The 26,211-nt window shown below is 61.8% G+C and carries 33 protein-coding genes and 1 tRNA gene; 4 read left to right on the top strand and 30 right to left on the bottom strand.

Translation table 11 applies throughout. From position 1 onward, the window contains the following. Positions 1-20: 20 nt before the first annotated feature. From DXX99_RS01190 to flgB, 27 genes are read right to left on the bottom strand one after another with little or no spacing between them, the layout of a single operon-like run. Positions 21-791 (bottom strand): CheR family methyltransferase, encoded by a 771-nt coding sequence (locus DXX99_RS01190; protein WP_115791688.1) that lies wholly within the window; start codon positions 789-791, stop codon positions 21-23. 6 nt (positions 792-797) lie between these two features. Further along, positions 798-1,295, bottom strand: a complete 498-nt coding sequence (locus DXX99_RS01185; RefSeq protein WP_115791687.1) for a chemotaxis protein CheD — start codon at positions 1,293-1,295, stop codon at positions 798-800. 22 nt (positions 1,296-1,317) lie between these two features. Continuing rightward, positions 1,318-2,103, bottom strand: a complete 786-nt coding sequence (locus DXX99_RS01180; RefSeq protein WP_115791686.1) for a flagellar hook-basal body protein — start codon at positions 2,101-2,103, stop codon at positions 1,318-1,320. Next, positions 2,000-2,464: a hypothetical protein gene (locus DXX99_RS01175; RefSeq protein ID WP_115791685.1), complete on the bottom strand. Its 465-nt coding sequence runs from the start codon at positions 2,462-2,464 to the stop codon at positions 2,000-2,002. Before DXX99_RS01175 ends, DXX99_RS01180 begins: the two co-directional genes overlap by 104 nt. Further along, the gene (locus tag DXX99_RS01170; protein ID WP_165847642.1) at positions 2,461-3,219 is read right to left on the bottom strand and encodes a sigma-70 family RNA polymerase sigma factor; all 759 of its coding nucleotides are present in this window, start codon (positions 3,217-3,219) and stop codon (positions 2,461-2,463) included. The genes DXX99_RS01175 and DXX99_RS01170 overlap by 4 nt, the downstream gene beginning before the upstream one ends. Before the next feature lie 14 nt (positions 3,220-3,233). Then, entirely contained in the window at positions 3,234-3,890 is a 657-nt protein-coding gene (locus DXX99_RS01165) for a flagellar brake protein (protein WP_115791683.1), read from the bottom strand. 30 nt (positions 3,891-3,920) lie between these two features. Then, positions 3,921-4,772 carry a MinD/ParA family protein gene (locus DXX99_RS01160; protein ID WP_115791682.1) on the bottom strand — a complete coding sequence of 284 codons (852 nt, stop codon included), beginning with the start codon at positions 4,770-4,772 and terminating at the stop codon, positions 3,921-3,923. Then, the gene (locus tag DXX99_RS01155) at positions 4,747-5,799 is read right to left on the bottom strand and encodes a flagellar biosynthesis protein FlhF (protein ID WP_115791681.1); all 1,053 of its coding nucleotides are present in this window, start codon (positions 5,797-5,799) and stop codon (positions 4,747-4,749) included. Before DXX99_RS01155 ends, DXX99_RS01160 begins: the two co-directional genes overlap by 26 nt. Further along, entirely contained in the window at positions 5,789-7,840 is a 2,052-nt protein-coding gene (gene flhA / locus DXX99_RS01150) for a flagellar biosynthesis protein FlhA (protein WP_115791680.1), read from the bottom strand. The genes DXX99_RS01155 and flhA overlap by 11 nt, the downstream gene beginning before the upstream one ends. Next, positions 7,841-8,917: a flagellar biosynthesis protein FlhB gene (flhB, locus tag DXX99_RS01145; protein WP_115791679.1), complete on the bottom strand. Its 1,077-nt coding sequence runs from the start codon at positions 8,915-8,917 to the stop codon at positions 7,841-7,843. Between the two features lies 1 nt (position 8,918). After that, positions 8,919-9,686, bottom strand: a complete 768-nt coding sequence (locus tag DXX99_RS01140) for a flagellar biosynthetic protein FliR (RefSeq protein WP_115791678.1) — start codon at positions 9,684-9,686, stop codon at positions 8,919-8,921. Positions 9,687-9,692: 6 nt separating this feature from the next. Continuing rightward, the gene (locus DXX99_RS01135) at positions 9,693-9,965 is read right to left on the bottom strand and encodes a flagellar biosynthetic protein FliQ (RefSeq protein WP_115791677.1); all 273 of its coding nucleotides are present in this window, start codon (positions 9,963-9,965) and stop codon (positions 9,693-9,695) included. A gap of 14 nt (positions 9,966-9,979) precedes the next feature. Then, positions 9,980-10,651 (bottom strand): flagellar type III secretion system pore protein FliP, encoded by a 672-nt coding sequence (gene fliP, locus DXX99_RS01130; RefSeq protein ID WP_115791676.1) that lies wholly within the window; start codon positions 10,649-10,651, stop codon positions 9,980-9,982. Then, positions 10,638-10,982 carry a flagellar biosynthetic protein FliO gene (gene fliO / locus DXX99_RS01125; protein WP_115791675.1) on the bottom strand — a complete coding sequence of 115 codons (345 nt, stop codon included), beginning with the start codon at positions 10,980-10,982 and terminating at the stop codon, positions 10,638-10,640. The genes fliP and fliO overlap by 14 nt, the downstream gene beginning before the upstream one ends. Beyond that, positions 10,975-11,319 (bottom strand): FliM/FliN family flagellar motor switch protein, encoded by a 345-nt coding sequence (locus tag DXX99_RS01120; protein WP_115791674.1) that lies wholly within the window; start codon positions 11,317-11,319, stop codon positions 10,975-10,977. The genes fliO and DXX99_RS01120 overlap by 8 nt, the downstream gene beginning before the upstream one ends. A 10-nt stretch (positions 11,320-11,329) precedes the next feature. Next, the gene (locus DXX99_RS01115) at positions 11,330-11,776 is read right to left on the bottom strand and encodes a flagellar basal body-associated FliL family protein (RefSeq protein WP_165847641.1); all 447 of its coding nucleotides are present in this window, start codon (positions 11,774-11,776) and stop codon (positions 11,330-11,332) included. A gap of 15 nt (positions 11,777-11,791) precedes the next feature. Continuing rightward, the gene (locus DXX99_RS01110) at positions 11,792-12,592 is read right to left on the bottom strand and encodes a flagellar hook-basal body complex protein (protein WP_115791672.1); all 801 of its coding nucleotides are present in this window, start codon (positions 12,590-12,592) and stop codon (positions 11,792-11,794) included. A 16-nt stretch (positions 12,593-12,608) separates the two neighbouring features. Beyond that, a complete protein-coding gene (locus DXX99_RS01105; RefSeq protein ID WP_115791671.1) occupies positions 12,609-13,019 on the bottom strand; it encodes a flagellar hook capping FlgD N-terminal domain-containing protein in 411 nt (136 codons plus the stop codon). A 16-nt stretch (positions 13,020-13,035) separates the two neighbouring features. Beyond that, positions 13,036-14,139, bottom strand: coding sequence for a flagellar hook-length control protein FliK (locus tag DXX99_RS01100; RefSeq protein ID WP_115791670.1), 1,104 nt, complete (start codon positions 14,137-14,139; stop codon positions 13,036-13,038). A 5-nt stretch (positions 14,140-14,144) separates the two neighbouring features. Then, complete coding sequence (locus DXX99_RS01095) at positions 14,145-14,585, bottom strand: flagellar export protein FliJ (RefSeq protein WP_115791669.1); 441 nt, start codon at positions 14,583-14,585, stop codon at positions 14,145-14,147. A gap of 3 nt (positions 14,586-14,588) precedes the next feature. Then, on the bottom strand, positions 14,589-15,899 hold the full coding sequence (gene fliI / locus DXX99_RS01090; protein WP_115791668.1) for a flagellar protein export ATPase FliI: 1,311 nt from the start codon (positions 15,897-15,899) through the stop codon (positions 14,589-14,591). A 6-nt stretch (positions 15,900-15,905) separates the two neighbouring features. Then, positions 15,906-16,580: a FliH/SctL family protein gene (locus DXX99_RS01085; RefSeq protein ID WP_115791667.1), complete on the bottom strand. Its 675-nt coding sequence runs from the start codon at positions 16,578-16,580 to the stop codon at positions 15,906-15,908. Next, complete coding sequence (fliG, locus tag DXX99_RS01080) at positions 16,564-17,577, bottom strand: flagellar motor switch protein FliG (protein ID WP_115791666.1); 1,014 nt, start codon at positions 17,575-17,577, stop codon at positions 16,564-16,566. Before fliG ends, DXX99_RS01085 begins: the two co-directional genes overlap by 17 nt. 15 nt (positions 17,578-17,592) lie before the next feature. Next, a complete protein-coding gene (fliF, locus tag DXX99_RS01075; RefSeq protein WP_115791665.1) occupies positions 17,593-19,098 on the bottom strand; it encodes a flagellar basal-body MS-ring/collar protein FliF in 1,506 nt (501 codons plus the stop codon). A 17-nt stretch (positions 19,099-19,115) separates the two neighbouring features. Beyond that, on the bottom strand, positions 19,116-19,400 hold the full coding sequence (gene fliE / locus DXX99_RS01070; protein WP_115791664.1) for a flagellar hook-basal body complex protein FliE: 285 nt from the start codon (positions 19,398-19,400) through the stop codon (positions 19,116-19,118). Positions 19,401-19,415: 15 nt separating this feature from the next. Beyond that, positions 19,416-19,832, bottom strand: a complete 417-nt coding sequence (gene flgC, locus DXX99_RS01065; protein ID WP_115791663.1) for a flagellar basal body rod protein FlgC — start codon at positions 19,830-19,832, stop codon at positions 19,416-19,418. 14 nt (positions 19,833-19,846) lie between these two features. Then, entirely contained in the window at positions 19,847-20,248 is a 402-nt protein-coding gene (gene flgB / locus DXX99_RS01060) for a flagellar basal body rod protein FlgB (RefSeq protein ID WP_115791662.1), read from the bottom strand. Positions 20,249-20,685: 437 nt separating this feature from the next. Between flgB and DXX99_RS01055 the strand changes: the two genes are divergently transcribed. Continuing rightward, positions 20,686-21,522 (top strand): LuxR family transcriptional regulator, encoded by an 837-nt coding sequence (locus tag DXX99_RS01055; protein WP_115791661.1) that lies wholly within the window; start codon positions 20,686-20,688, stop codon positions 21,520-21,522. On the opposite strand, the gene DXX99_RS01050 is transcribed toward DXX99_RS01055, so the two are convergent. Beyond that, complete coding sequence (locus tag DXX99_RS01050; protein ID WP_165847639.1) at positions 21,515-22,711, bottom strand: DegT/DnrJ/EryC1/StrS family aminotransferase; 1,197 nt, start codon at positions 22,709-22,711, stop codon at positions 21,515-21,517. The two genes, DXX99_RS01055 and DXX99_RS01050, sit on opposite strands and share 8 nt — an antisense overlap. A gap of 89 nt (positions 22,712-22,800) precedes the next feature. Here DXX99_RS01050 and DXX99_RS11300 point away from each other — a divergent pair, with 89 nt between their 5' ends. Beyond that, entirely contained in the window at positions 22,801-23,046 is a 246-nt protein-coding gene (locus tag DXX99_RS11300; RefSeq protein ID WP_134642921.1) for a hypothetical protein, read from the top strand. Here DXX99_RS11300 and DXX99_RS01045 read toward each other — a convergent pair. Both DXX99_RS01045 and DXX99_RS01040 read right to left on the bottom strand, forming a co-directional pair. Further along, complete coding sequence (locus DXX99_RS01045) at positions 22,958-23,878, bottom strand: diguanylate cyclase (RefSeq protein ID WP_115791659.1); 921 nt, start codon at positions 23,876-23,878, stop codon at positions 22,958-22,960. The two genes, DXX99_RS11300 and DXX99_RS01045, sit on opposite strands and share 89 nt — an antisense overlap. 4 nt (positions 23,879-23,882) lie before the next feature. After that, a complete protein-coding gene (locus DXX99_RS01040; RefSeq protein WP_115791658.1) occupies positions 23,883-25,022 on the bottom strand; it encodes an FIST signal transduction protein in 1,140 nt (379 codons plus the stop codon). 39 nt (positions 25,023-25,061) lie between these two features. On the opposite strand from DXX99_RS01040, the gene DXX99_RS11400 reads away from it, so the two are divergent. Together DXX99_RS11400 and DXX99_RS01035 are read left to right on the top strand one after the other, a co-directional pair. Further along, a tRNA-Sec gene (locus DXX99_RS11400) sits at positions 25,062-25,158 on the top strand. Positions 25,159-25,379: 221 nt separating this feature from the next. Continuing rightward, positions 25,380-26,195, top strand: coding sequence for a basic amino acid ABC transporter substrate-binding protein (locus tag DXX99_RS01035; RefSeq protein WP_115791657.1), 816 nt, complete (start codon positions 25,380-25,382; stop codon positions 26,193-26,195). Positions 26,196-26,211: the final 16 nt, after the last annotated feature.

Genomic DNA, 26,211 nt, shown 5'->3' with positions numbered 1-26,211 from the left:
GACACCCTCTCCTTTGATTTCTAACTAATCTTCTGGTAGATAGAGGGAAAGCGCCGCTCAAAGCCCATCTCCCGGTAGTTGAGGATGGTTTCGCTCCCTCCCAAGAAAAGGTAGCCACCCGGGCGCAGAGCACGCTGGAAGCCGGCGAGCACCCGATCCTGCGCCTCCTTAGTGAAATAGATGAGGACGTTGCGGCACAGGATGAGATCGTATTCCTGCCCGTAAGGGTCGCGCAGGAGGTCGTGCTGCCGGAAGAGCACCCGGGAACGGTACTCCGGCCGGAAGGCGTAGCGCCCGTCGAGCGGGGTGAAGTACTTGGCCAGGCGCCTGGAATCGACGTGGCGCAGCAACTCGGCGGAGTAAACCCCCTCGCGGGCCACGGCCAGGATCCGGGGATTGACGTCGGTGGCCTCTATCCGGTGGCGTCTTCCCGGCGTGAGGTCTTCCAAAATCATCACCACCGAGTAAGGCTCTGCTCCGTTGGCGCAGGCCGCGCTCCAGACTTTGAGCAGAAACCGCTCCTGTAAAAGTTCCGGCAGCACCTTGTCCTCCAGCAACTTGAAAAGATGCGGGTCGCGAAAGAACTCGGTAACGCTTATGGTGAGGTAAGCCACCAGCTCCTGCAGGCTTTTAGGGTCACGCTTGAGCCTTTCCAGGTACTCCTCGTAGGAGGCAACCCCCTGCCGGAGCATGAAAGCCTCCAGGCGTCTTCTCAGCTGGTTTTCCTTGTAGCTGCCCAGGTCGAACCCCAGTTGCTCTTTAACTTTTGCGCGAAAGGTGTAGAAATCCACGCCTCCTTACAGCTCCTTCGGCGAACTCCCCAGAGTCTTGATGATCACCTTACCTGTGGAGGTGTCAAGAATCATAGTCCTTCCCCGATTACCCCCTACGTCTTCCGCCACCAGCCGCAGGCCTAGAGCGGCCAGAGCCTCTTTCACCGCTTCCACGTTGCGCTCGCCTATGTTGACCATCCCCTCGAACATCTGGGCTCCCCCGGCTATCTTGGCCTCCAGCACGCGCTTGTCTGCCCCCAGCTTCAAGACCTCGGCCAGCAAGAGGGGAACTCCCGTGTCGGCGAACTTGGCCGGGTGGGAGTTGCGGCTGAACTCGGTCGAGCGGGGAAGCATGACGTGCAGAAGGCCCCCTATTTTCCTCACCGGGTCGTAAAGGGCCACCCCCACGCAGGAGCCTAGACCCAGGGTGATGAGTACAAGAGGCGCATGCCCGACCTTGAGATCGGCGATGCCCACGTAAATCTCGTTAGTGCTTTTGGCCGAAAGCTCTTGCGAAGCCAAGTTCTAGCCCCCTAAGGCCTTTTTACACACTTTTGGCCGTCTGGTTTATTATGCGGTTCAAAAGCTCGTCGTGGGTTTTTAGCGCCCGGCTGGCGAGCTGATAGGCTCGGAGGCAGGTACAAAGCCGGCTCATCTCCCCGGCCAAGTCTACGTTGGCCGCCTCTAGCCACCCCTGCCGTACCAGGGTGCCGGTGGCCGGGACCGCGTTGTAGCCCGGCATCAGCCGGTAGTAGTTCCTACCCTCCTTGCCCAGGATTCCGCTGTCCCAAATCGGGAGCCTTCCCTCCTGCTGCTGGGGGTTTATCACCCGCACCACCAGCAGACGCCCCGCCACCTTGCCGGCCACCTCCACCGTGCCGTCGGGCAGGATGGTGAAGGGCTCTTCTCCCACCTGGATGGGTCTCCTGTCCTCCCCCAAGACCCGGTCGCCGGTAGCCGTCGTCAGGTACCCCTCCCGGTCGACGAAGAGGGTGCCGCTGCGGAAGTAAAGCTCCTCCCCGCCGACTGTGGCCACCAGGAAGCCCTCACCGGCCAGAGCCACGTCCCGGTAATTGCCCGTCTCCACAAGGGCCCCTTGCGAAAAGTCGGTCCAGGAGTTCTCGGGCAGAGCGCCGTAGTTGGTGGTGCCGATGGGTGCGGTTCCCTCGCGTTCCAGGCGGTAAAGCAGAACCTCTGAGAAAGTGGTGGCCGTCAACCGGTCTTGCTTAAAGCCGGGCGTGGAAAGGTTGGCTAAGTTGTTGGCCGTCACGTCCAGCAGCGCCTGCTGCAGGTTCAGCCCCGAAGCCGCTATGTAGATGCCCCTTATCATGCGTTCTTCCCTCCCTCAGGCGACCTAAACGCAGCATGAGCTCCACTTCTCCCTTGGTTTTCCCCCACCTGCGGGCCAGTTCGACCAGCTCTTCCTTTCCCGCCTCCCTTCGGCTCTCCTTCTGGGTCAGGAGCAGCTCCAGGCGCTGCCCCTGCTCCTTAATTTCTTGGAGGGTCTGGGCCAGGGAATAAAGGCGGTTTTCCAGGTTGGCCAGGCGCGACTCCCAATCCAAGTCTTCCAGGGAGAGCTCCTCCAGCACCCGTTGGAAGATGCCCTGGCGCCGCCGCCAGAAGATAATCCCGGCCAGCACCGTAAGGCAGATCCCTAAAAGGAAGCCCAGTATGCCGGCGGCCAAGGTCAACTTCTCCCCTTCCTCCTTTCTTCCGCCAGTATTTCCCTAAGCTTGGCCAAAGCCCGGGAGTGGAGCTGGCAAACGCGCGACTCAGAGATCCCCAGCACCTCGCCTATCTCCTTGAGGGTAAGCCCTTCCTGATAGTAGAGGGCTAGGATGAGTTGTAGGCGCTCCTCCAGGCGCCCTATCGCCTCCGCCAGGTGCTCTAGGTCCTCCCTCTCCAGGAGCTCCTCCAGCGGGTCGTTACCGGCGGGATCGGCCAAGAACTCCTCCCAAGGGGAGCGCCCCTCTGTCGACCGGGTTTCCTCCAGAGAAAAGGAGTTGAAGGCGGCGAAGTAACGGCCCAGCCGGTCCACCTGCGCCGGCTCCCAGCCCAGCTCCTGGGCCACGTCATGGGCTGTGGGCCGGCAGCCCTTCTCCCGCTCCCAGCGCTCCTGCACCCTGAGCACCGCCTGCATCTGCTGCCAAGTGCGCCGGGAAAAGCGAGCCCAGCGCCGCACCTCGTCCAGCATGGCCCCCCAGATGCGGTAGCGGGCGTAGGACTCGAACTCCACCCCCTGGGAAGGGTCGTAGCGCTCCATGGCAGAAAGCAGCCCCAGGATGCCCGCCCCCTCTATGTCCTCCAGTGAGACCCAAGGCGGGAGCCGCACCGCCAGTCGGCCCACCAGGTACCTCACCAGGGGAAGGTAGCGCCTTACCAACTCCTCCCTGCTGGTAGCGTCCCCCTTCTGCTTGTAGGCCCGCCAGGCCTGATCGATGGCCAAAGCAAATACCCCCTTCACCTTAGCCGCCGCTGCTCCATCATCCGCCAGAACACGTAGCTGAAGATCTTGTCTTTCTGGCTGCGCGAAAGGTTAAGAAACTCCAGGCCCAGGTGGTAAAGCTTCTTCCCCTCCAGCACCACCGGCTCGCAGCGCACCACCCGCGCCGGCGTAGCCAGGGTGAATTCCTCGTTGCGCAGGGGCAGGCTGAATTTTATCCACAGAACGGTCCCCGGCTCGTAGGGCCGGGGCGAAGCTATTCTTATTCCTCCCGCGCTGAGATCCAGCGCCAGCGTGGGCTTGAAATCCGGCTCCTCCCCCTCCCGGTAAGGGGCGAAAAAGACCTGCATGGTCTCGTAAAGCCTGACATCCCGGCGCCGCTGGACGCGCTTGATGGTGGAAGGCAGGGCCAGGGCGTAAAGAATGACTTTTCCTTCCTCCAGCCGGGATTTGACCACCGTGGAGAACCAGAAGCACTCGTTCTCCCCGGGGAAGAGCACCTTCACCCGATCCCCCGCCTCTAGCAGCAGGGGATGGCGCTGGCGGTAGGGGAGGGCGATGAAGATGGCGTCGTCGGTGATGTCCTCTACGGTGGAGACGTAATACTCTTCGCTCTCCTCCCGGGCGACCTGGATGCGCTGACTCACCGCCAATTCCGGCAATTTCGCGTTCATAAGCTCTAATTTTCCCTCCTCGCTTCCTGGTTAGCCGAAAAACAGTCGGGCCAGGCGGTGAAAGAACCGCTCCACCCCTTTGCCCGAAATTCTTTTACCCTCCAGCTCATCGGCTATCTTCTCCAGTTGCCTGGCGGCAGGAGAGAAGGGGAAGTGTAGCACCAGGGGCTTTTGCTCCTTGGCCGCCTGCACCATCCCCCTGTCCTCGGGTAAAAATCCCAGGTAGGTGGGCTCCCAGCCCAGAAAGCGCCGGCAGGCGGCCCGCAGGCGCAGGCTCGTCTGCTCCGCCTCCTTCGCTCCCCCGGCCCGGTTGACCACCAGAAAGGTCCGAGGATGGATCTTCCGCCGGTGCAGCACCTTGAGCAGGGCGTAGGCGTCGGTGAGGGAAGTGGGCTCGGGGGTGAGCACCAGCAGAACCTCTTCCGCCGCCGCCACGAATCCCAGCACCCCTTCGGCTATGCCCGCACCGGTGTCCACCAGGAGGAAGTCGGCCTGCTCCTGCAGGTAAGGGAGCAAGGCCAGGAGGCGCGCCCGCCCCCGCTCGTCCAGCCGCGCCAGCTCCTCCACCCCCGATCCCCCGGAGATGAACTTGACCCCGCCCGGGCCGGCGCTTATGAGCTCCTCTATCCTCCTCCCCCGGTAGAGGTAGTCGAAAAGGGTGCAGGCAGGGGTTACCCCCAGCAAGACCTCGGCGTTGGCCAGGCCTAGATCGGCGTCGAAGAGGATAACCCGTCTACCCCGCCGCGCCAGCAGGATACTAAGGTTCACCGCCAGGCTGGTTTTCCCCACTCCCCCCTTACCGGAAGTGATGGCCAGCACGCGGGACCCAGGAGTTGTCTTTTGCCTCACCAGCATCTTAAGCCTGTGCGCCTGGTCGTACATGCCGCTCTCCTCCCTCGATGAGGAGCCGAGCCAGCCGGCGGGGGCTCAGGTGCTCAATGTCGTCCGGAACGCTCTGACCCGTGGTAACGTAAAGGGCGGGCAGCTTCAGTCGGTAAACCAGGTTGAGCATCGGCCCCCAGGAGTCGGTTTCGTCGAGCTTGGTGAAGATCAACAGGTTGGGGTCAAGCCCGCGGAAGGCCTCTGCCGTTCGCACCAAGTCCCGGTAGCGGGTATTGAGGCTCAAAACCAGTCCCACGTCCCTGGGAGGGGGCAAAACCGCCAGGAACTCTTTGAGCTCCGCTATCTCCTCCCACCTGCGCCCGGGGCGCCCCACGGTGTCCACCAGGAAGTGATCGGCCTCCGGGTACCGCTCCAAGATAGTTCGCAGCTCCGCAGGGGTCATGGCCACCCCGAAGGGCACCCCCATAACCTCCGCGTAAGTGCGCAGCTGCTCCACCGCCCCTATGCGGTAGGTGTCGATGGTGATCAGGACGACGCGGCGGTGCTGGTAAAGACTGAGGCGCGCCGCCAGCTTGGCCAGGGTAGTGGTCTTCCCCACCCCCGTGGGACCTACCAGGGCGAAGACCCGCGCCACCTCCGCCCGAGAGTAAAGCGGGGCCACCAGATCCATGATGCGCTCCTCCAGCGCCATCACCTCGTCCCCGGCTCCCTCCAGCCGCTGCAGGATGAGCCCTATGAGCTCGTCCTCCACCTCCAAAGCGGCGAGGCACTCCTGCCAGCGCCTGACCTGAGGAGGAAGATGGTCGTCCTCCCCGTTGCGGCCGAGCCTGGCCAAGCGGTGGATTAAGCTCTTGACCTCCTGCAGTTCCCTCTCCAGCCGGCTTTCCAGGGAAGGCGGCGGCTGCCGGTCGTCCACCGCCGCCACCACCTCAAGACTGCTCTCCCAGAAGCGGGGCAAGCCCCGCACCCGGCGCGTGGAGATGATCACCGCGTCCGGCCCCAAGTCGCGCCTAATAAGGTTTAAAGCTTCCTGCATGTCGCGCACCCGGTATTTTTTAACCCGCATTCCAGTCCACCGTCCCCACTGCCTCTACCGCCACCTGCGGCCAAACCTCCCGGTAAGAGATGACTGCCACCTGCGGGAACTTGGCCGCTATCAGCCGCCGCAGCAGGAGGCGCGCCCCGGGGGCGCAGAGGATGACGGGAGCGACACCCCGGCGCAGAGCTCCCTCTACCGCCTGCCCTACCTTCTCCAGCAGACGCTGCACCTCCCGGGGTTCGAGCACCTTGCCTTCCTCCTTAGCTCGGGAAAGCCTCTCTTCCCAGCGCGGGTGCAAGGTCAAGACCGAAAGTTTGTTGTCCCGGGCGTACTGCTGGGTTATCACCCGCGATAAAGCCGCGCGTGCCTGCTCCAGCAAGAAATCGGGATCGCGGCTGACCCGGGCCGCGTCGGCCAGCGCCTCCAGGATACTCACCAGGTCCTTTATCGGCACCCGCTCTTCCAGAAGCCCTTGTAGCACCTTTTGCACCTCCCCCAAGCCCAAGAGCCCCGGAACCAACTCCTCCACCAGAGCGGGGTACTTCTCTTTTATCGCGTCGAGCAGTTCGCGGGTCTCCTGCCGGCCCAAAAGTAGAGGGGCGTTTTGCTTGATGAACTCGGAAAGGTGGGTGGCCAGCACCGCCGAAGGCTCCACCACGGTGAAGCCCGCTGCCTCCGCCCTTTCCTTGTCCGCCGGGCTTATCCACCAGGCCGGCAGGCCGAAGACCGGCTCCTTAGTAGCAATCCCTTCCAGTCTGGCCTCTCCCATGGGGCTCACGGCCAGGTAGTAGCCCGGCATGAGCTCCCCCCGTGCCGCTTCGACACCTCGCAGCCGGAAGAGGTAGACGTTGGGAGGGAGCTGCAGGTTGTCCCTTATCCGGATGGGGCGCACGTAAATGCCCAGCTCCGCCGCACACTGCCGCCTGACCGCCGCCACCCGGGCCAAGAGGTCCCCGCCCTGCTCCTCCTGGGCCAGGGGCACCAACCCGTAGCCCAGCTCTATCTCCAAGGGCTCCACTTGGAAGTAGGTGAGCACATTTTCCGGCTCCGTCCGCTTCTCCTTGGGAGGAGCAGGGGGGGCAGCGGCTTTAACCTGTTTTTTCCGCTCCTCCTCCAGGAAGTACCCCAGCGCACCCGTGGCCCCGCCGATGCTCAGCAACAGCAAGTGCGGCAGCCCGGGCACCAGGCCCAACAGGAAGAAGATAGCCGCCGCCACGAAGAGAATGCGGGGAAAGGCGGCCAGCTGGCGAGGGAACTCCCGGCCAAAGGCGGCCTCGGCCCCCGAGCGGGTGACCAGCACGCCGGCAGAGGTGGAAACCAGAAGGGCGGGGATCTGGGTGACCAGACCCTCGCCTATGGTGAGGAGAGTATAGGTGCGCAGGGCGGTGGTGAGGTCCATGCCCTTGAGCACCATCCCCACGGCGAAACCCCCCAGGATGTTGATGAGGATGATCACCAGGCTGGCGATGGCGTCTCCCCGCACGAACTTAGCCGCGCCGTCCATAGCCCCGAAGAAGTCGGCCTCGCGCTGCAACCGCCGCCTTCTCTCCCTGGCCTCCGCCTCGGTTATGAGGCCGGCGTTGAAGTCCCCGTCGATGGCCATCTGTTTGCCCGGCAGAGAGTCCAGGCAGAAGCGAGCAGCTACTTCCGCCACCCGGTTGGCCCCGTTGGTGATCACCACAAACTGAACCACGGTGATGATGAGGAAGATGACGAAGCCTACCACATAGCTGCCGCCCACCACGAAGCTGCCGAAGGCGTGGATAACCGCCCCGGCGGAAGCCTGGCCCAGGATGAGCCGGGTAGCCGCCACCTCCAGAGCCAGCCGAAAAAGGGTAAGCACCAGCAGAACCGTGGGGAAGACCGAAAACTGCAAGGGCTCCACGGTGAAAAGAGTGACCAGCAGGATCACCAGGCTCAGGGCCAGGTTGGTGAGGAGCAAAAAGTCGAGAACCACCGGCGGTAGGGGGACAATGATGAGCAGCACCAACCCCACCACCAAGCCGGCGACCACCAGATCTCCGTAACGGCTAAAAACTCTGTCCAAAGCCGAAAGAATCCCGAGCATCTACCTTGAACCTCCGCTTGCTTGGCGCCGCAGGCGATAGACCATGGCGATGATCTCCGCCACCGCCTGGTAAAGGGCGGGCGGGATCTCCTGCCCCACCTCCACCCGCCGGTAGAGGAACTGGGCCACCGGCGGGTTCTCTACCACCGGCACGCCGTTGGCACAGGCGATTTCCTTTATCTTTTGCGCCAGGAATCCCGCCCCTTTAGCCACTACCTTGGGCGCGTTCATGGGGGGCTCGTATTTTAGGGCCACCGCCAAGTGCAAGGGGTTGGTCACCACCACCGTGGCTTTGGGGACTTCCTGGCGAATGCGGTTGAGCGAAACCTGGCGCAGCCGGCGCCGGATCCAGCCCTTCACCAGGGGGTCTCCCTCCGTCTGCTTTAGCTCCTCCTTGAGCTCGGCCTTAGTCATCATGAGCTCCTTTCGGTAGCGGTTCCGCTGGTAAAAGAAGTCCAGAAGGCCCAGGGCCAAATAGGCCAGGCCCACCGTCACACCCAGGCGCAGAAGGATTCCCGCCACCAGGGTGAAACCGGCCAGAGGTGGCATCTCCAAGAGCAGGAAGAGACGCGGGACCTCCTGCCGGACGACGAACAAGGCTACACCACCCACAATCACCAGCTTGAAAAAGGCCTTGCCGAGCTCTACCAACCCCTGCAGGGAGAAGATCCGACCCAACCCCCGGGTAACACTTATCCGGTCGAGCTTGGGGAGCAGGACCGAAGGGGAGAAGACGAAGCCCACCTGCGCCAGGTTCACCCCTATGGCCAGCACCAGGGCCGTTAAAAAGAAGGGGGCCAGGAGCTCAAGCAGGATCTTGCCCCAGAAGTTCAAAGCCGCGGCGGCCGAAACAGGGGTAAGGTCCCCCGCCAGGAAGGAAAGGGAATGGCACATCCCCCGGGTCAGGGTTAAAAGCGCCCGCCCTTTCAAGAGGTAGCAGACGAAGACCAGCGCCAGGCAGGCTAAAGCGCCTGAAAGCTCGGCCGAGCGGGCCACCTGCCCCTTGCGCCGCGCCTCCTCCAGTCTTCGGGGTGTTGCCGGTTCGGTCTTCTCCTGCCCCGGCCCGAAAAGAGACATCCTAGCTCAACCCCCTGGTGAGCAACAACAAGTCGTGCGCCACTTCCTGCAAGAGCCTCCCTATGACCGTGCCGAGCGTGGTGGCCAGCAGCCCGAGGAGCAAAAGGGAAGCTCCGATCTTGAGGGGGAAGCCGAGCATGAAGACGTTAATCTGGGGCACCATGCGCACGAGCAAACCCAAGGAGGCGTCTATGAGCACCGTCACTGCCAGCACGGGTGCCGCCAGCTGCAAAGCTGTCGCCAGCATCCCCCCCACGAGCTTCACCGCAAGCCAAACCGCCTCCCCTTTAACCACCGCACCCCCCAAGGGCAGTACCTCGTAGCTCTGCACCAGGGCTCCGATCAGGTACTGGTAGGCGTCGGTGGTAAAGAAGAGAACCGTCCCCAGAAGGAAGAGAAATTCCGCCAACATGGTCTCCGGTACGCCCCCCAGGGTCAGAAGCTCCGCCATGCCGAAGCCCATCTGTAGCCCCATGAGCTGGCCGGCAACCCGCAGGGCCTGGAAGACGAGCCCGGCCACGAAGCCCATCCCCAGGCCCAAAGCGAACTCCCCCGTCCAGGTCAGGGCCCACTCCCACGCCCCACCCGGGAAGGGGCGATCCGGCGGCAGAAGGGGGGTGACGAAGAGGGAAAGGCTCGCAGCCACTCCCAAACGCCAGAGCGCCGGCAGACCGGGCAGGGCCAGAGGAGGGAAGGCCAAAGTGAACCCCAAAAGGCGGGCCCAGACCAGGAGGTAGAGGAGACAAAGCTTGGCTAGGGCCTCCGGCACAGCTCTTCACCCTCCCGTTATCCCGGCGAAGCGGGCCATGATCTCTTGAGTGAAGCTGATCATCAACCGCAGGAAGAGGGGAAAGCAGAGGGCCAAGGTGAGGAACACGGCCACGATCTTAGGCACAAAGGAGATCATCTGGTCCTGGATCTGGGTGGTGGCCTGGAGGATGCCCACCACCAGCCCCACCAAGGCGCTGACCAGAAGGGCCGGTCCCGCCAGGAGCAGGACCAGGAGAAGGGCCTTGGTTACCAGATCAAGGGCCATGGCCTGCGACATGCGGCTTTACCCCCTCAATGGAAGCTTTCTACCAGGGACTTGACCACCAGGTACCAGCCGTCCACCAGTACGAAGAGCAGGAGCTTGAACGGAAGAGAAATCATCACGGGCGGCAGCATGAACATGCCCATGGACATGAGCACGCTGGCCACCACCATGTCGATCACCAGGAAGGGCAGGTAGAGGAGGAAGCCCATGGCGAAGGCCGTCTTGAGCTCGCTTATGAGGAAGGCGGGGATTATCACCCGCAAGGGGAGTTCCTCTTTGTTGACCGGTTGGGGAATGTGGGCCAAGTTCACGAACAGAGCCAGATCCTTTTCCCGCACCTGCCGGAGCATAAACTCCTTCAAGGGCCTAAGCCCCCTTGCCTGCGCCTCCTGGCGGGTTATCTGGTTGGCCAAGTAAGGTTTAACCGCCTCCTGGTTTATGCGCTCGTAAACCGGGGCCATGATGAAGACGGTGAGGAAAAGGGCCAACCCCACCAACACCTGGTTGGGAGGGGCCTGATGGGTGCCCAAAGCGCTGCGCAGAAGCGAAAGCACGACCACGATGCGGGTAAAAGAGGTCATCAGGATGAGGATGGCCGGCACCAGGGAGAGCACGGTGAGCAGGAGCAGTATTTTTACCGCATCGATCACCTGGGCGGGATTGCCCGTCCCGCCGATGCTGATGCTAATCGGAGGCACGCCTCTTCCCCTCCTGGAGACGCCTCAGCCAGTGATTGACCAAGGAGGGGAAGGGCTCCACCGGCGCCGCCGCGAACTTCCCCTCCAGTTCCTTGAGCAGGGTGACTGCCCCCTCGCCGTGCCCGATGAGATAATAGCGCTCCCCCACCCGCACCAGGCTCAGAACCGCCTTGGGTCCTAGAGGTATCTGCTCCACTACCTCCAGGTGCTGCCCCCGGCCGGGAAGGAGGCGACGCCCCAGGCCGTGGCGCAGCGTCAGGTAAAGCAGCCCCAGCACCAGAGGGAGGAAGATTATGAGCTTGAGCAAAGCCCACAAAAGCTCCCTATCCACCCTTCTCCTCCCCGCCTTCGGCCTTGGGCTCCTGGGGAGGAAACACCTGCAACACCCGCACCACGAAGCGCTCGTTCAGGACCATGACCTCCCCGCGCCCAAACTTCTGCCCGTCGAGCAGCAGGTCCACCGCCTCCCCCGCCACCCGGTCCAGGCGTATAACTGAACCTTCCCGCAGCTCCAGAAGCTCCCGCACGGTGAGGGTGGCCTCCCCCAAAAGCGCCGTCACCTCCAGGCTGACTCCGTACAGGAGCTCTAAAGCCGTGGTAGCCCTCGTCTCCCACGCCTTCTCCGCCGGGAAGGGAGAAAAGACCACCTTAGAGATCTTGGTCTGCATGCTCTGCCCCCTATTGGGCCAGGTACTCGGTGAAGTAGATCTCCTTCACCTTGTCCCCGCCCAGGTAAGCGTTGATCTTCTGCTTGAGCTCCTCCTTGAGCTTGGTCGGGTAGTCGGGCTTCATTACCTCAGCAAAGGTCTTGTGTCGCAAGAACTGGATTATGAGATCCCTGAGCTCCACCTTCTTGGCCTCGACTTCCTTGGCCACCTTCTCCTCGGCGGGAACGGCCAGCACCACCGTCACCCGCAGGTAGTGGTTGGTGTCGCCGTCCGCCAAGTTGACCACGATGCTGTCGAGCGACACGGTCTTGAGCGGGGGCGGGGGAGGCGGCTGGGCGGGCTTTTTCCCCCCGGCCAGCTTCACTCCCAGAAAGACCCCTCCCCCGGTTAGCCCCGCCAGCGCCAGGACCAGGAGAAGGACCAGACCCAGCTTGCTCTTTTTACCCTTCTCCGCCAAATTTCTCACCCACGTTTAGCGCTTGAGATCTACCAGCTCCCGCAGGAGCTCGTCGGAAGTGGTGATCACCCGGGCGTTGGCCTGGTAGCCCCGCTGGGTGATGATCATGTTGGTGAACTCCTGCGCCAGGTCCACGTTGGACATCTCCAGGAAACCGGAGCGGATATACCCACGGCCGTCCGTTCCCGGCGTCCCTGGAGTAGGAGTATCAGGATCAGTGACGTTAGGCGTTACGTCCCATATATTAGCTCCCACTCGCTGAAGGCTTTCCGGGTTTTTAAAGGTAACTAGCCCAATGTTGTATGTATTTTTTGTACCATCACTTTTTACTACCGATATTACACCGTCAGAACCTATACTAATGCTAACAATCTTATCTGGGTCAGCGATTTGAATATCCGCGTTATTTGTAGATTGCAACCTATATCCTTGAGCATTGACTATGTAGCCACTTTTATCTATGTAAAAAGTGCCGTCACGTGTGTATAATGGGTGGTTAACAGAGCTGCCACTACTATCGACCGGCTTGACCACAAAAAACCCGTTCCCTTCAATGGCTAGGTCCAAGGCCCGGCCGGTGGCCTGGAGCGCCCCCTGGGTCATGATGTTGTCGATGGCCGCTAAGCTCACGCCCAGGCCCACCTGGGTGGTATTGACCGCCGAGCGCCCCAGGGTCTGGGAAAGAATATCCTGAAAGTCGGCCCTGGCCGCCTTGAAGCCCGTGGTGTTGACGTTGGCGATATTGTTGGCAATGACGTCCATGCGGATCTGGTGCACTCTCAGCCCGGAAACGCCGGAGAAAAGCGAACGCAGCACTTTAAATCCCTCCCTTTCACCAGACTTCCTTGACCGCCGCCAGGGGATACTCCTGGCCGTCGACCACCAGGCGAATCTTCCCGTCCTCCAGACGGACCTTTTCCACCGTTCCCGTCACCGCCGACCCGCCCGCGTCCACCGTCACCTTCTTCCCGACCAGGCTGGCTCCCTGACCCAGCTCCAGCCACCTGCTGAAGCTGTCCAGGCTGGAGGTCAAGCGCATCATTTGCTCCAAAAGGGCCAGGTTGGACATCTCGGCAATGATGTTTTCCGGCTTGGGGGGCGAAAAGGGGTCAGGGTGGCTAAGCTGGGCCACCAGGATCTTGAGGAAGGTGTCCTTGCTCCAGCGAAAAAGGGAACTTGTCGCCTCGGCCGTGCTTGCCGTGCCCGCGCTTGCCGCAGGAACCATGAGGGTGCTCACATCCACACCATCGCCTCCTTTCTTAAGCCCAGTAACTGAGCCCTTTATCCTGCTCTTTCTCCCGCCGGGCCACCGAGCCGGAGGGAAAAGCCCGTGGACGGGGCTCGCTCCCCTCCCGTGGCAGATCTCCGCCACCTGTTCCCACCAGCACCGCCACCTCGCCCAGCTCCACTCCCACCCGCGTAAGCTGCTGCTGAAGCTCCGGCAGAGTGTGCAGGATGATCTCCTTTATCTCCGCCTCCGGCGCCCAGAAGCGAAGCTTGAGGTTTCCCTCCGCGAAGGTGAGGTGCGCCACGATCCGTCCGAGCTCCGGGGGCTCCAGCTTGAGTTCCAGGCGTAAGGTCTCCCCTTCCCGCCGCCAGGAGGTAACATGGGCCACTATCTCCTGGGTGAGCCTCTGAGGAAGCTGGTGAAGTCCGCAGGGCTTGTCCGACACCATTTTTCCCACTTCGCCGCTTAAAGTGGGAAGCTCAGCAAAAGAGCTAAGCCTTTCTTCCGCCCGCCCCACTTCCTTCACGGCCCCCGGTAGATCTTGGGTCCCCTTCTCACCCTCTGCCACCGGGGAAGGAGACGCCGGAGGGGCGGCGCAGGTTTCTTCCGGCTGAAGGCCGGGCCAGCTGAAGGGGGCGGGGCTATCGGATTTAAGCGGCGCGGTCTGGGAATCTAGGAGCTGCAGAACCGGTGCGGTGGCGGCTTCAGGCGGCAAGGGACGATCGGGAGCCGGGAACTGGCTGGCAGAAAACCCAAGCGTATTCACCGGGGGCTTTTCCGGCAAATAGTTCTGTCGCATCCAAAAGTTTTGCAGCACACCCTTCAGGGAAGAGCCGGGAATGTAGGGCCCTGGCCTTCCTTCCCCGAGCGGTTCCGCTGGCGACTCCGGCAAAGTGGCGTTCGAGAGGCTTGGGGTAGGTTCTGCTCCCGCCTCCTTGCCGGGGATGGAGCTACTTCCCCCGCCCGGCACCGCCCCTTCGGGCTGGGGGTTCACCGCCGGCCAACCCGAAAGGAAGAGGGCCATCAGGAGGGAGAGCAGAGAGGCGAAGTCCTCTTCGCCCTTGCCCCCGGCCGGAAGGGGAAAAGCAAGGCCCGACCCCGGAAAGACACCGGACGCCACGGGCGGTGTAGCCATTTTGTTCACCTCCTTTCTTCTTGCAAGCGATGGTTGAAGGAGAGGCAGCTGACCTCGTCCAGCAAGCGGCTTTCTTTTAACCTCTCCTCCGCCAGGAAGGCGGCGTAGCGGTGCTCCTTGAGCTTTTCCACCGTCAGCCGCTCCTTGCGGGCCGAAAGCACGTTTTCCCGCTGCCGCTCCTCAGCGTGCCGGGCCTCCGCTACGGCCTGGGCGGCCCGGCGCACCTCCCGGCGCAGGGTCTCGCGGTAGCAGGATCCCAGCCACCGCTCCCACCAATCTCCTCCCATTTCCTCCTGAGAAGCTTCGTAGAGGTCCATCAACTGGCTAAACCTAGCTTCCTCTTCCTGCGCCCGGCGCCTGAGCTGCGCCAGTTCCAAAATCTCCCTTTCTTCTCTGGCCGCCCGCAAGCGCAAGACGGCCTCCAGCCGGAAAACGAAGCGCCCCAAGCTTTACCTCCCCCTTTCCGCCAGCTCTTTAAGCCTCTCGACGCATTCGGGGAAAGAGGTCTGTTCCTCCGGCTTTTGCCGGAGGAAGGCGACGAGTTCTGGGTAGAGGGCAATGGCCCGATCCACGGTAGGGTTGGAGCCAGATACGTAAGCGCCGATGTTGATGAGATCCTCGTTCTGCCGGTAGGCGGCCAGCAGGCTCCGGAGAAGGTCGGCCGCTTCCCGGTGCTCCGGCGTGACCACCGCGCTCATGAGCCGACTGACGCTACCAAGCACGTCTATGGCCGGATAGTGGTTGGCCTGGGCTAGCTGCCGGCTTAAGACTATGTGTCCGTCCAGGATGCTGCGGGCGGCATCGGTTATGGGCTCGTTGAGGTCGTCCCCTTCCACCAGGACGGTGTAGAAACCCGTGATGGAGCCCTTCTCCGCATTGCCCGCCCGTTCCAGGAGGCGGGGGAGCAAGGCGAAGACCGAAGGTGTGTAGCCCCGGGTGGTGGGCGGCTCTCCCACCGCCAGCCCCACTTCCCGCTGGGCGAGGGCGAAGCGGGTGAGGGAGTCCATGAGTAAAAGGACGTGCCTCCCTGTGTCCCGGAAATACTCCGCGATGGTGGTGGCCACGAAGGCTGCCCGTAGCCGCAAAAGCGCCGGCTCGTCCGAGGTGGCCACTACCACTACCGACTTGGCCAGCCCCTCCTCTCCCAGGTCCTTCTCGATGAACTCCAGCACTTCTCTCCCCCGTTCCCCCACCAAGGCGATGACGTTGACGTCGGCGCTGCTGAAGCGGGCAATCATGCCCAGAAGGGTACTCTTCCCCACGCCGCTGCCGGCAAAGATCCCCATCCTCTGCCCTTGGCCACAAGTGGTGAAGGCGTCGATGGCCCGCACGCCGGTGACGAAGACCTCCTCGATGCGACGCCGGGTCAGAGGAGAAGGGGGGCGGTTGTTGACCGGAAGCGGCATGCCAGAGGGAAGGGGCTTGCCATCGATGGGCTCCCCCAGGCCGTTGAGCACCCTGCCCAAGAGGTGCTCCCCCACGCGCACGGTAAAGGGGCGGCGGCGCGGGTAGACGCGGCAGCCGGGCCTTATTCCCGTAAGCTCCCCGAAGGGCATAAGGAGCACCACATCTTCCCGGAAGCCGGCCGCCTCGGCCACCACGTACCTGCCGGGGGAGACCTCCACCAGGCAGACCTCCCCCACGAAGGGCTTTATCCCCTTGACCTCCAGGGTAAGCCCCACCACTTTGCTTACCACCCCCACCTGCTGGCAGAGGGTGGGGACCTCTTCCACCCGGCGCTGGTAAATGCCTAGGTTCACCGCTCTCTACTCCTTCAAACTCTCTAGCAGAATCTCCCAACGAGCCTTGAAAGTCGCGTCCACCACTCCCTGGTCGGTCTCCACCTGGCACTCCCCCCTACCGAGTCGGGGGTCGGGAAGCAGGCGCAGGACCGCCCCCTCCGGCAAAAGCACTTCCAGCTTCTGGCGGTTCGCCTGGCAAAGGGGCAGGTCTTCGGGGTTTACCAGGAGGAGAACGTAGGGGCGGTCGCGCACCAGGGAAAGGGCCTCCTTGGCCACATTCAGCACTACTTCCGGGTTAAGTTTGAGCTCGGCCGCCACCAAGCGGCGGGCCATGGTCACCGCCAGGTTAACGAGCTCCGGCTCAAGCTCGGCCATCAAGCGGCGGCGCTCCTCTTCGGCGGCCCTTATCGCCTCGCGCGCCTGCTCGACAAGCCTTCCGGCCTCCCGGCGGGCCGCCTCCAGCTCGGCCACGGCTTCGGCTTTTAGCCTTTCGGCCTCCGCACGCGCCTGGGAAACCAGGGCTTCTGCTTCGGCCCGCAGAGAGGCTATGACCTCTTCCTCCGAGGGAGTGGGCTCGGGCTCCTCCCGAACTTCCTCCCTTTCCGGAGGAGGGAGTTCTTTGAGAGGAAGGGGACGTAAGTTTACCCGGCCACTCTCCCAGCGCCGCAAAACGCGCAAGCTCTTACAAGACCAGGGCATCCTCGCCACCCCTTGCGATGACTATCTCTCCCGCTTCCTCCAGGGCCCGGATGATCTTCACTATCTTTTGCTGGGCCTCCTCCACCTGGCGCAGGCGCACCGGTCCCATGTACTCCAGCTCGTCCTTGAGCATTTTGCCCGCCCGCTGGGAGAGGTTGCGGAAGATGCGGTTCTTCACTTCTTCCGTGGCCCCCCGCAGGGCCACCGCCAGGTCCTTCATGTTCACTTCGCGCAGCACCCGCTGGATGGACATGTCGTCCAGCTTGACGATGTCCTCGAAGACGAACATCCGCTTCCGCACCTCGTCCGCCAGCGCTGGATCGCGGGCCTCCAGCTCCTCCAGAAGGTTCTTCTCGGTGGCCCGATCCACCATGTTGAGAATAGCAACCAGCGACTCTATTCCCCCCACCTGCGACTGCTCCGGAGCAAAGACGGTGGTGAGCTTCTGCTCCAGCACCCGCTGCACTTCGCTTATGATTTCGGGGGAGGTACGCTCCATGGTGGCGATGCGCCGGGCCACGTCCACTCTTAGCTCCGGTGGAAGGGCCGAGAGGATGGCCCCCGCCTGGGCCGGGTCCAGGTGTGCAAGGACCAGGGCAATAGTCTGGGGATGCTCGTTGCGCAGGAAGTTGAAGAGGTGCTTGGGGTCGGCCTTGCGCAGAGAGCGGAAGGGAATGATGGCTGCCGTCTGGGTGAGCCTCCTTATGATTTCCTCGGCCTTGTGCGGCCCCACCGCCTTCTCCAGAATCTCCCTGGCCCTCTTCACCCCGCCGTGGATTATATGGGTGCGCGCCTCCTGGAGTTCTAAAAACTCCTCCAGGACGGCGTCACGCACCTCGGGAGGAACGCGGCCGAGGTTGGAAATGGTATAGGTGAGTTGCTCGATCTCCGCCTCGGAAAAGCCGTGGCGCAGCACTTTGGCCGAGAGATCGGTGCCCAAGGTCAAAAGCAGTATGGCAGCTTTATGTAGCCCCTTGAGGTTAAGCTGCGGCGCCATAGCCTTCCCTCACCCTCACTCTTCCGAGCGAAGCCAGACTTTGATGATCTCCGCCACCTCTTCCGGCCGCTTTTCCGTGAGCTCCTTTACCTGGGCGAACTTCTGGTCGGTCGGGGGTGGTGGCGGAACAGCGGTGACGGCCACCGGCACTACTTCTTCCACCGCCGGCGCTTCGGGCGCTCGCCGCAGGCGTCTTAGGAGTACAAGAAGCAGCACCAGCCCCAGAAGCCCGCCCGCCCCAGCGCCTATCAAGGTGTAAAGCCGCCGCTTGGCCGCTTCCTGCCGGGCCTTGGCCTCCGCTTTGGCCATCTCCGCCTCCATCTGGCGCTGGTAGGTGCGGTCGAAGGCGAAGCTGTCCACCGTTATCTGGTCCCCTCGCTGGGGGTTGTAGCCCAGAGCCCCGGCTACCAGGTTCTGGATCTTCTGCATGGTAACCGGATCCAAGTTGCCGTCCACCACCACCGAGGCGGTCAGGCGCCTGAGCCTTCCTGGCACCTCTATGACCTTTCTGCGCTCCTCCCCCACCTGGTAGTTGCGCGTGGTCTCCTGCTTGGAGTAGTTCTGCCCTCCTGCCCCTGGAGCGACATACTGGGAAGCTATACCCGCCGTACCTTGAGCCGTCTGGGCCGCCCCTTGCTCGGTTAGGGTGCGCTCGCTCACCGGCACCTGGCCCTGGGGTAGCACGGTGACCACTTCCTGCCGGCTGAAGTCGAAGTCGGCGTTGACCATCACCGCCGCCTTGCCGGGGCCCAAGATCTGGTCGAGCAAGTTTCTCACCCGCCGCTCGAGCTCCCGCTCGAAAGCCAGCACGAGCTCCTGCTGGTTCCTGATCGCCCCTACCTCGCCGCCCTGAGCCGGCGGGGTGAGCACTTCTCCCCGCGTGTCGATTACCCGGACATCCTCGGGCTTGAGCCCCTGCACCGCCCCGCTCACCAGGGCCACGATCCCCTCCACCTGTTCCGGCTTGAGCTTTTCCAAAGGCTTAAGCTTCAGCACCACTGAAGCCGAGGGCTTGGGTTTCTCGGTAACGAAGGGGCTGCGCGGCGGCAGGACCAGGTGCACCCGCGCATCCTCCACCCCGTCGAACTGCAGGATGGTGCGGCGTAGCTCCTCCTGCAAGGCCCGCTGGTAGTTCACCTGCTCCTCGAAGTCGGTTATCCCCAGCCTGGTCTTGTCAAAGAGCTCAAAACCTTTGCCCGCCCCGGGTAAAGCTCCTTTAGCCGCCAGCTCCGCCCGCACTTTGTAGACCTGATCTTTGGGTACCAGGATGGCGGTGCCGCCGTCGGCCATCCGGTAGGGAACCTTCATCTCCTCCAGCTTCTGCACCACCGCTCCGGCATCTTCCGGGCGCAGCCCTCTGAAGAGAGGGGCGTAGTTGAGCTGCGCCAGGTAAAGGGGGAGAAAGACGCAGCAGGCGACGAGTGCCACCCCGGCTACCACTACGGCCACGCGCTGGGCCGGGGTAAAGGATGCCCAGCGGTTCCTCCAGCGCTCCCACACTGGCTTTGTAGCCAACGCCACCTTTTCCCCCTACACCCCTAGATTTGCATGCGCGATATCTCTTGGTAGGCTTCCACCAGCTTGTTGCGCAGCTGCACGGTCAGCTCCAACCACAGGCGGGCTTCCTGGGCCGCGATCATGACGGTGTGCAACTCCGCTTTTCCCGTGAGAAAGTCGCGCAAAGCGGAGTCAGCCTCGGCTTGAGCCTTTTCCAGTCGATCCAGGAACTGATTCAGATAATCGGAGAAGGAGGAACCTCGGGGAGAGACGCTGGCCGACAAAGCACCTGCTCCTGTTGAGGAAGTTATCGAAGTGATCGGCAAGGCTTCGTACCTCCTTTAAGCTCGCCCTATCTCTATGGCCTGCCGGGCCATTTCCTTGGCCGTCTCCAGCACGGTGGCGTTGGCCTCGTAAGCCCTGGCCGCCCCTATCATGTCCACCACTTCGTCGGCCACGTTGACGTTGGGATAGCGCACGTAGCCCCGGGGATCGGCATCAGGATGGCCGGGGTCGTAGACCACCTTGAAGGGGCTCTGGTCCTCCACTATCGCCACCACTCGCACCCCCATCCCTACCATCCCCTCTTTGCGCGCCTCCAGCACCTGGGCGAAAACAGGCACGCGGCGCCGGTAAGGCTCGTTTGCCGGCGTGCGGGTGGTATCGATGTTGGCCAGGTTGTTGGCCACCAGGTCTAGGCGCAGCCTTTCGGCCGTTAAACCCGAGCCGCTTATCCGGAAGGGATCGACAAAGGCCACCTACATCACCCCCTTTAGCGGCCGCCGTTTATGACGTAGTGCCAGGAAGCATAGCGCCCAGCTACTACCTGGGTCAGCGCGTGGTAGGAGAGGGCGTTAACCAGCAGGTTGACCATCTGCTCGTCCACATCCACGTTGTTACCGTCGGCGCGCATGCTGGTGAAGTAGTCGCGTTCCACCCGGGGCGAGACTTCTTCTAGAGGAACGGGGGAGGGGAAATGACGGGGATCGGTGGTTTTCAGGGGCAAGGGAACATTCAGGGCCCGCTTAAGCTCTTCCTCGAAGCGCACCACTCCCTTCTTGAAACCGGGAGTATCCACGTTGGCCAGGTTGTCCGCTATAACCCGCTGTCGCAAGGCAGCAGCGTCCAGGGCCTTTAAAAGCGCCGTCTGCAGCGGGGAAGCGAAGAGTTCCACTGCGCTCTCCCCCTTTTTCGACATTTACCGCTAATTCTTCAGCTGATCACCTTTAATTCGACACCAAATGACCAATTCCTTCTTGTATTATGTATGTGCTGGCAAAAAAATTGGCGGGGGGAGGCTGCACTGGCTTTCAGGACCAATCTCCCGGAACATCGGTTCTGCCTCTTTATGCCTTCCCAAACGGTTGTGTCTTACCCCTTTTTTGGGTAATTGGCGAGCGGAAGGGCTATTGCTAAGATAAAACCCGAGAAGTGACTTAAAAGAAACCAAAAGTTAGTTCCACCCCAAAGAGGAGGCATGAAGCCTTTTCATGCTTCCTCCTCCCCCCGTTTTTTGAGCCCTTTTCTCCTTGTACTCTCCGGCGGAAATCTGCTATAGTGAAGGGAAAGCAAACTATTCCAGCAAGCGGTAATAGGGCGGAGGGGCTAGCTTTGGCTCCCTTCAGCAAAAAAAGCGGGATTTCTGACGAGGATTACTTTCCCCTTCTTTGTTCTCCGGAGGAACTGGAAGCTTCTTACGCCCGCTGCCGCGCCTGCGGCGTGCCTCAAGATCTGACCCGCCCCCGAGAAATCCTCGATCCCGCCGCCTTAGCTCCCCGTCTTAAAGCCGCCGAACTCCTTATCTCCCTGGCCGAGAAGACGGTGAGGCCGATCTGCACCACCGATCCTCAGCGGAACTTCATCTGCATCCTCTGCGACCCGGAGTTGGTTGCCCTCAAACTCTACGCCTCGCCCGAGATTCTGGAAGCCGCCCGAGATTTAGGCGTGGTCCCGGGCACGGTCTTCACCGAGAGAAGCTGCGGTACCAACGCCCTAGCCATGGCGCGGGAGCTCGGCCGGCTGGTGGCCGTTCGCGGTGAGCAGCACTTCTGCCGGCTCTTCCACAACTGGTGGTGCGTGGCGGCCCCCGTGCGGGGCCTCGGCAATTCCATCTTGGGGTACCTAGACATATCCATGCACGCCGAAAGGGAACTCGGCTTCGCCGTGACCTTCCTTAAAACCCTGCTCTTACTTATGGAAAAAGAACTGGCGCTCGCCCGCGAGATCCCCTCGCTCCCGCCGGAGCTCGAGCGCCGCCTTTCTCCCCGCGAAAGGGAGATTTTATTCCTCTTACTTCGCCGGCTTACCAACGAAGAGATCGCCGCCTACCTCAACCTTAGCGTTTACACCGTGAAAACCTACCGCAAGTTCATCTACCGCAAACTCGGCGTCAGCAGTTTCAACGAACTCCTGGCGAAATACCGAGCCGTAACCGAAAAGCTCAACTAACTTTAAGCCGAGAAAGCAGCACCCGGCTTAATGCCGCTATCACTTCTCCCTGCTCCTCGTCGGTCATGGCCGGGTAAAGGGGTAAGGAGAGGAGTTCCGGGTAAACGGCCTCTGCTTTGGGGCAGGGGGGGCCCTGGCCCAAGGTGCAGACGTTGGGATCCCCTATCCACCCGTAAAGCGGGTGCAGATAAAGAGGCAGGTAGTGCACCCCCACTTCGACCCCCTCAACCCACAGGGCAGGGTAGATTTCCTCCCGGCCCGCCCGCAGAGCCTCCAAGTTAAGCCTTACCGGGAAGAAGGTCCAGGCCGGCTGGGAGTTCGGCGGATAGGAGACCGGATGCAGAGGCAGGGAGGACAAAGCTTCGAGGTAGCGGGCAGCCAACTCCCGCCTCCGGGTCAGCATCTCCTCAAGCCGACCCAGCTGTGCCAGCCCCAAGGCCCCTTGTATCTCCCCGGGGCGGTAGTCGAAGCCCACCTCCTGCACTTCGAAATGCCAGGGACCCTCCTTCCGCACCCAGTCGGCCAGCGAGCGCACTATTCCCAGGGAAGTGAAGAGCCTTAGCCACCGGTAAATTTCGGGGTCGTCGGTCACCACCGCCCCTCCAGTCCCGGTAGTGAGGGTGGAGTCGGGGGAAAAAGAAAAGGCGGCTACCTGCCCGAAACTTCCCACCGGCCGCCCTTTATATGTGGCTCCCAAGGCGCAGGTTGCGTCCTCGATGAGCGCCAGTTCGTTCTCGGCGGCAAACGCGGTCAAGGGCTCGAGGTCCGCCGGTAACCCGGCGTAGTGCGTCACTATCAGAGCGCGGGTCTGGGGAGTCAAGTTACGTTTGACCTCTTCCAGGTCAAGGGTCAAGGTTGCGGGATTAATGTCGGCGAACACCGGCTTGGCACCCAGGTAAAGGATGGCGCTGCCCACCTCTGGCGGGGCAAGCGGAGAGAGGATCACCTCGTCTCCCCGGCTTATCCCTACGGCGTAGAGGGCCGCGTGCAAGGCCGCTGCCCCGCTTGCCACCACGACGGCGTACTTTACCCCTAGCCAGCTGGCTAGACGCTCCTCAAAAGCCCGCACCCGTGAACCGGACTCCAGTCTCCCTTCGCGCAAGACCTCGCGTACCGCCTCTTCCTCCTCGGGACCTAGGTAAGGCCGGCTGAAAGGTATCCTGGCTCTCCCTCTTCGCTCCGCGACCAACGTTCGTCCCACTCCTTTTGAGGTTTGGTTTGTTCCTTCATTACCGTTTATAATAAGAAAAACGAGAGATCGTCCAGGAGGCCAACAGTATGGCTAACATTCGCTGCCCCCGCTGCGGCTCCAGCCGCATTGTGCCGGTGGGGCAAAACGACAAGTTCATCCTCTACGGTTTCGGCGGCACGGCGGTACTCTTCGGTGGCGGCTTTTTCTTCCCTCTCCTTTGGGCCTTTATCCCAGCCTGGTGGTTCATAGATCTGCTCTTCTATCTACGCCGCCCCCTGGCTGCCTGCGAAGAATGTAACCACATGTGGGATCCGAGGAGCCGTTCCTCTTAACCGCCTCTTTGTGCCGCACCTTGTTGCGGTACATCGCACGGTCGGCCTCGTCCAGTCCCTGGCGCAGGCGCTCCGGTGAAGAAGCCGTCCCCGCCCCTACGGAGATACTCAGGGGAAGATGGGGGTGCTGGGTGTTGTGGGCAGCCAAGCGTTTCTTTATGCGCCGGGCCACCTTGAGGGCCGCCTGGCGCCCCGTCCGGGGAAGCACCACTACGAACTCGTCTCCCCCTACTCTGGCTACCACGTCACTCTCGCGCACCGACTCTTTGATGAGTCTGGCCGCCGCCCTTAAAAGCTCGTCCCCAAAGCTGTGCCCCCTGCTGTCGTTGGCCTCTTTGAGGTTGTCCAGGTCGCAAACGATGAAACTCACCGGGTAGGCAAAGGTCTCTTTCAAGCGCTCCAGTTCCGCCTCGAAGTAAGCTCGGTTGGGAAGGCCGGTCAAGCAGTCGTGGCAGGTGAGGTACTGCAGCCGCCGGTACCAGTAGAAAGTGCGCAGGTTCTGCCCTAGCTGGCAACCCAAGACGTTCAGCAGCCGTCGGGCCCGCTCATCGAAGCCTTGCGGGTGAACGAAACTCACTTCGAGTTCGAGCTCGGCATCCCTCCAGGAGTAGCGGTGCTGAGGCTCCACTCCTCCCTTACCCCACCGCCAGACCTGGGGGGCAGGGGAACCAGGAACTTTCACTTCCACCGAAAAACCGGTCACCCCGAAAAGCCGGCTGGTCTTGTCGATAAACCAGAGTAAGATCTCCTCTTCCGAGTGCGGAAAGCGCCAGCTGGTGATTTCGTAAAGAGCCAGCAATTCCAGCATCATGGACGAAAGCTGCGCCGCCAAGTCACTATTCCCTCCCCAAGGCCACGGTGACCGTCTTATTCTGCACGAAGGGAACCGCTCCCTTCGCGGCTATTTCGCCGAAGCTCAAAAAGCCTAGATAAGGGACCTCGCCCCACAAGCTTAGCATCCCTTCTGTCGATTTGGAGGCAAGCCAGTGGTGCGAAAGGCAATAGGCTATGAGGCCGAAGCTGGGCTCAGGCGAAAGCTCGAACGCTTTTTTTACCACCCTCTCCGCCACTGCCGCCAGATCCTCCGCCTGCATGAGAAAAGCAGCGCTATTGTAGGGGACTTCGCTTACAAACTCTATCGCTCCCCCGGGCAGTTCCCTTAAGGGATCGCGTAGCAAAAATTCCCCTGTCAGCCGGGGAAAGCCCAGGGGATGAGCGATTCCTATTTCGGATATACTTCTGCCCCTTTCCTTCACCAGGTCGAGGTAAGCCTCCCGGGCCGGGAAGCCGTTGATGCCGGTTACCGTCCTTCCTTCAGCCCGCGTGACGAAAAAGGGACTGGCCTTGGGCCGCCACCCATGCCCCGCCAGCACCACTGTCTCCAGTCCTCCCACTCCTACCACCACCGCCGCTCCGGTAGTCCAACCCCCCTCCGTGAGCTGAACCGATCCCTTTCCAAGGGAATGTTCCCCTCCTCCCCCTCCTACATAGGTGAAGTCGGGCCCCAGCACGCCGTAAAGCCCCCAGAGGAAGGGGGTGATGCCCTCAGCGTAGCCGTCGTAAAAGACGAAGATGGTCCCGGGAGGTCTTATCCCCTCTGCCAGCAGCTCCTCCCCCGCCTCCTTCCCGGCCTGGAAGGCGGCCAGCCGCCCTAATTTAGCCATGGAGGTCACTATTACCAGCCCTTCTCCGGATATGCGGAGCAGCCCCAGGCCCTGCTCCCATACCCCCCGGGGGGAAATGATCCCGGCCGTAGAAAGACCGGCCAGCCGCCAGGAGGGGTATTCATAAAGGAGAAAGTTTAGATGGGAGAAGACCTCGTCAGGAGAGTAGTCAGGGGTGAAGAAACAGAGAAAAAGAGAAGGCCCTACCTCTCCCGGCACCACCTGCGTCCAGGCCTCGCGAACCGCTTCCCGGGGGTACCGCCGCTTGCTCGCTCCCCAGGCCGCTTTTACCCTCCGGCCCCCGTTTGACAAGACCTTACCCCCACCGCTATAATCGTAAGCAAGGGAAGCGGGAGTGGACGGGTCCTGGTGGATCTCCTGGCCTTCAAAGCCAGCTGGCGGGCAGGAATAGGTCCGCGGTAGGTTCGATTCCTACCCACTCCCGCCAAGGTGCGCAATGCAGCTGTTCTCCCCGATTATACTGGCAAAACTCCTTCCTTAGCAACTTTCACGTTTCCCGACCCTGGGTCAGAAAGCGCCTCACTTCTTTTGCTTCAACTTCCGGCCGAGCGAATTTCCAGAAGGAACTTCTGGCTTAACGCCGTATTTTCTCAGATGATTGTTGCGTTACGTTTCAGCACTACAAAATTTGCAAGGGGAGGACGAAAAATGAAGAAGTTGTGGTCGAGCTTGTGCATGGGGCTTGTGCTGGTGACCGCTATCCTTTTTTCCGGTTGCGGGGCACCCGGCAGCAAAACCGCTGCCGAAAGCCAAAAGTCCAAGTATGTGGTGGCCACCGAGGCCTCTTTCGCCCCCTTTGAGTTCCGCGACGACAAGACCGGGCAGATAACGGGCTTCGACATTGACCTCATGAAAGCTCTGGCGGCCACCCAAGGCTTCGACGTGGAGTTCAAAGACATGGGGTTTGACGGCATCATCGCCGCCGTAAAAACGGGAAGCGTGGATATGGCCATATCGGCCATCAGCATCGACGAGGAACGGAAAAAGCAGGTCAACTTCTCCCTGCCCTACTACCAGTCCGGGCTCCGCGTAGCCGTGCGGGCAGACAACCAGGACATCAAGACCCTAAAAGACCTCGAAGGGAAGAAAATAGCAGCCCAGCTCGGCACCACTGGGGCAAAGTTTGCCAAGAGTATCCCTGGAGCCAAAGTCGTCGAGTTTAACACGGCCAACGACGCCTTCATGGAACTCATCAACGGCGGCGTGGACGCCTTCATTAACGACTACCCGGTGACCGCTTACTTCATCAAGCAGGGACACCCGGAGGTGAAGGTGGTCAAGGACATCTGTATCAATAGCGAGTTCTACGGCATCGCCGTTCCCAAGAACCGGCCCGAGCTCTTGCAGCAAATAAACGAGGGACTGAAGAAGCTGAAAGAAAACGGCCAGTATGCGGAAATCTACCGCCGCTGGTTCGGGGAAGATCCTCCGAGCTTTCTCCCCGGAGAGCCCCCGGTCAAGTAAGACCAGAGGTGGCCTG

This window comes from Ammonifex thiophilus (assembly GCF_003368535.1).
Lineage (GTDB): Bacteria > Bacillota > Desulfotomaculia > Desulfotomaculales > Ammonificaceae > Ammonifex > Ammonifex thiophilus.
The sequence above is the reverse complement of the archived record's forward strand: the minus strand, read 5'-3'. Positions and strand labels throughout refer to the sequence as shown.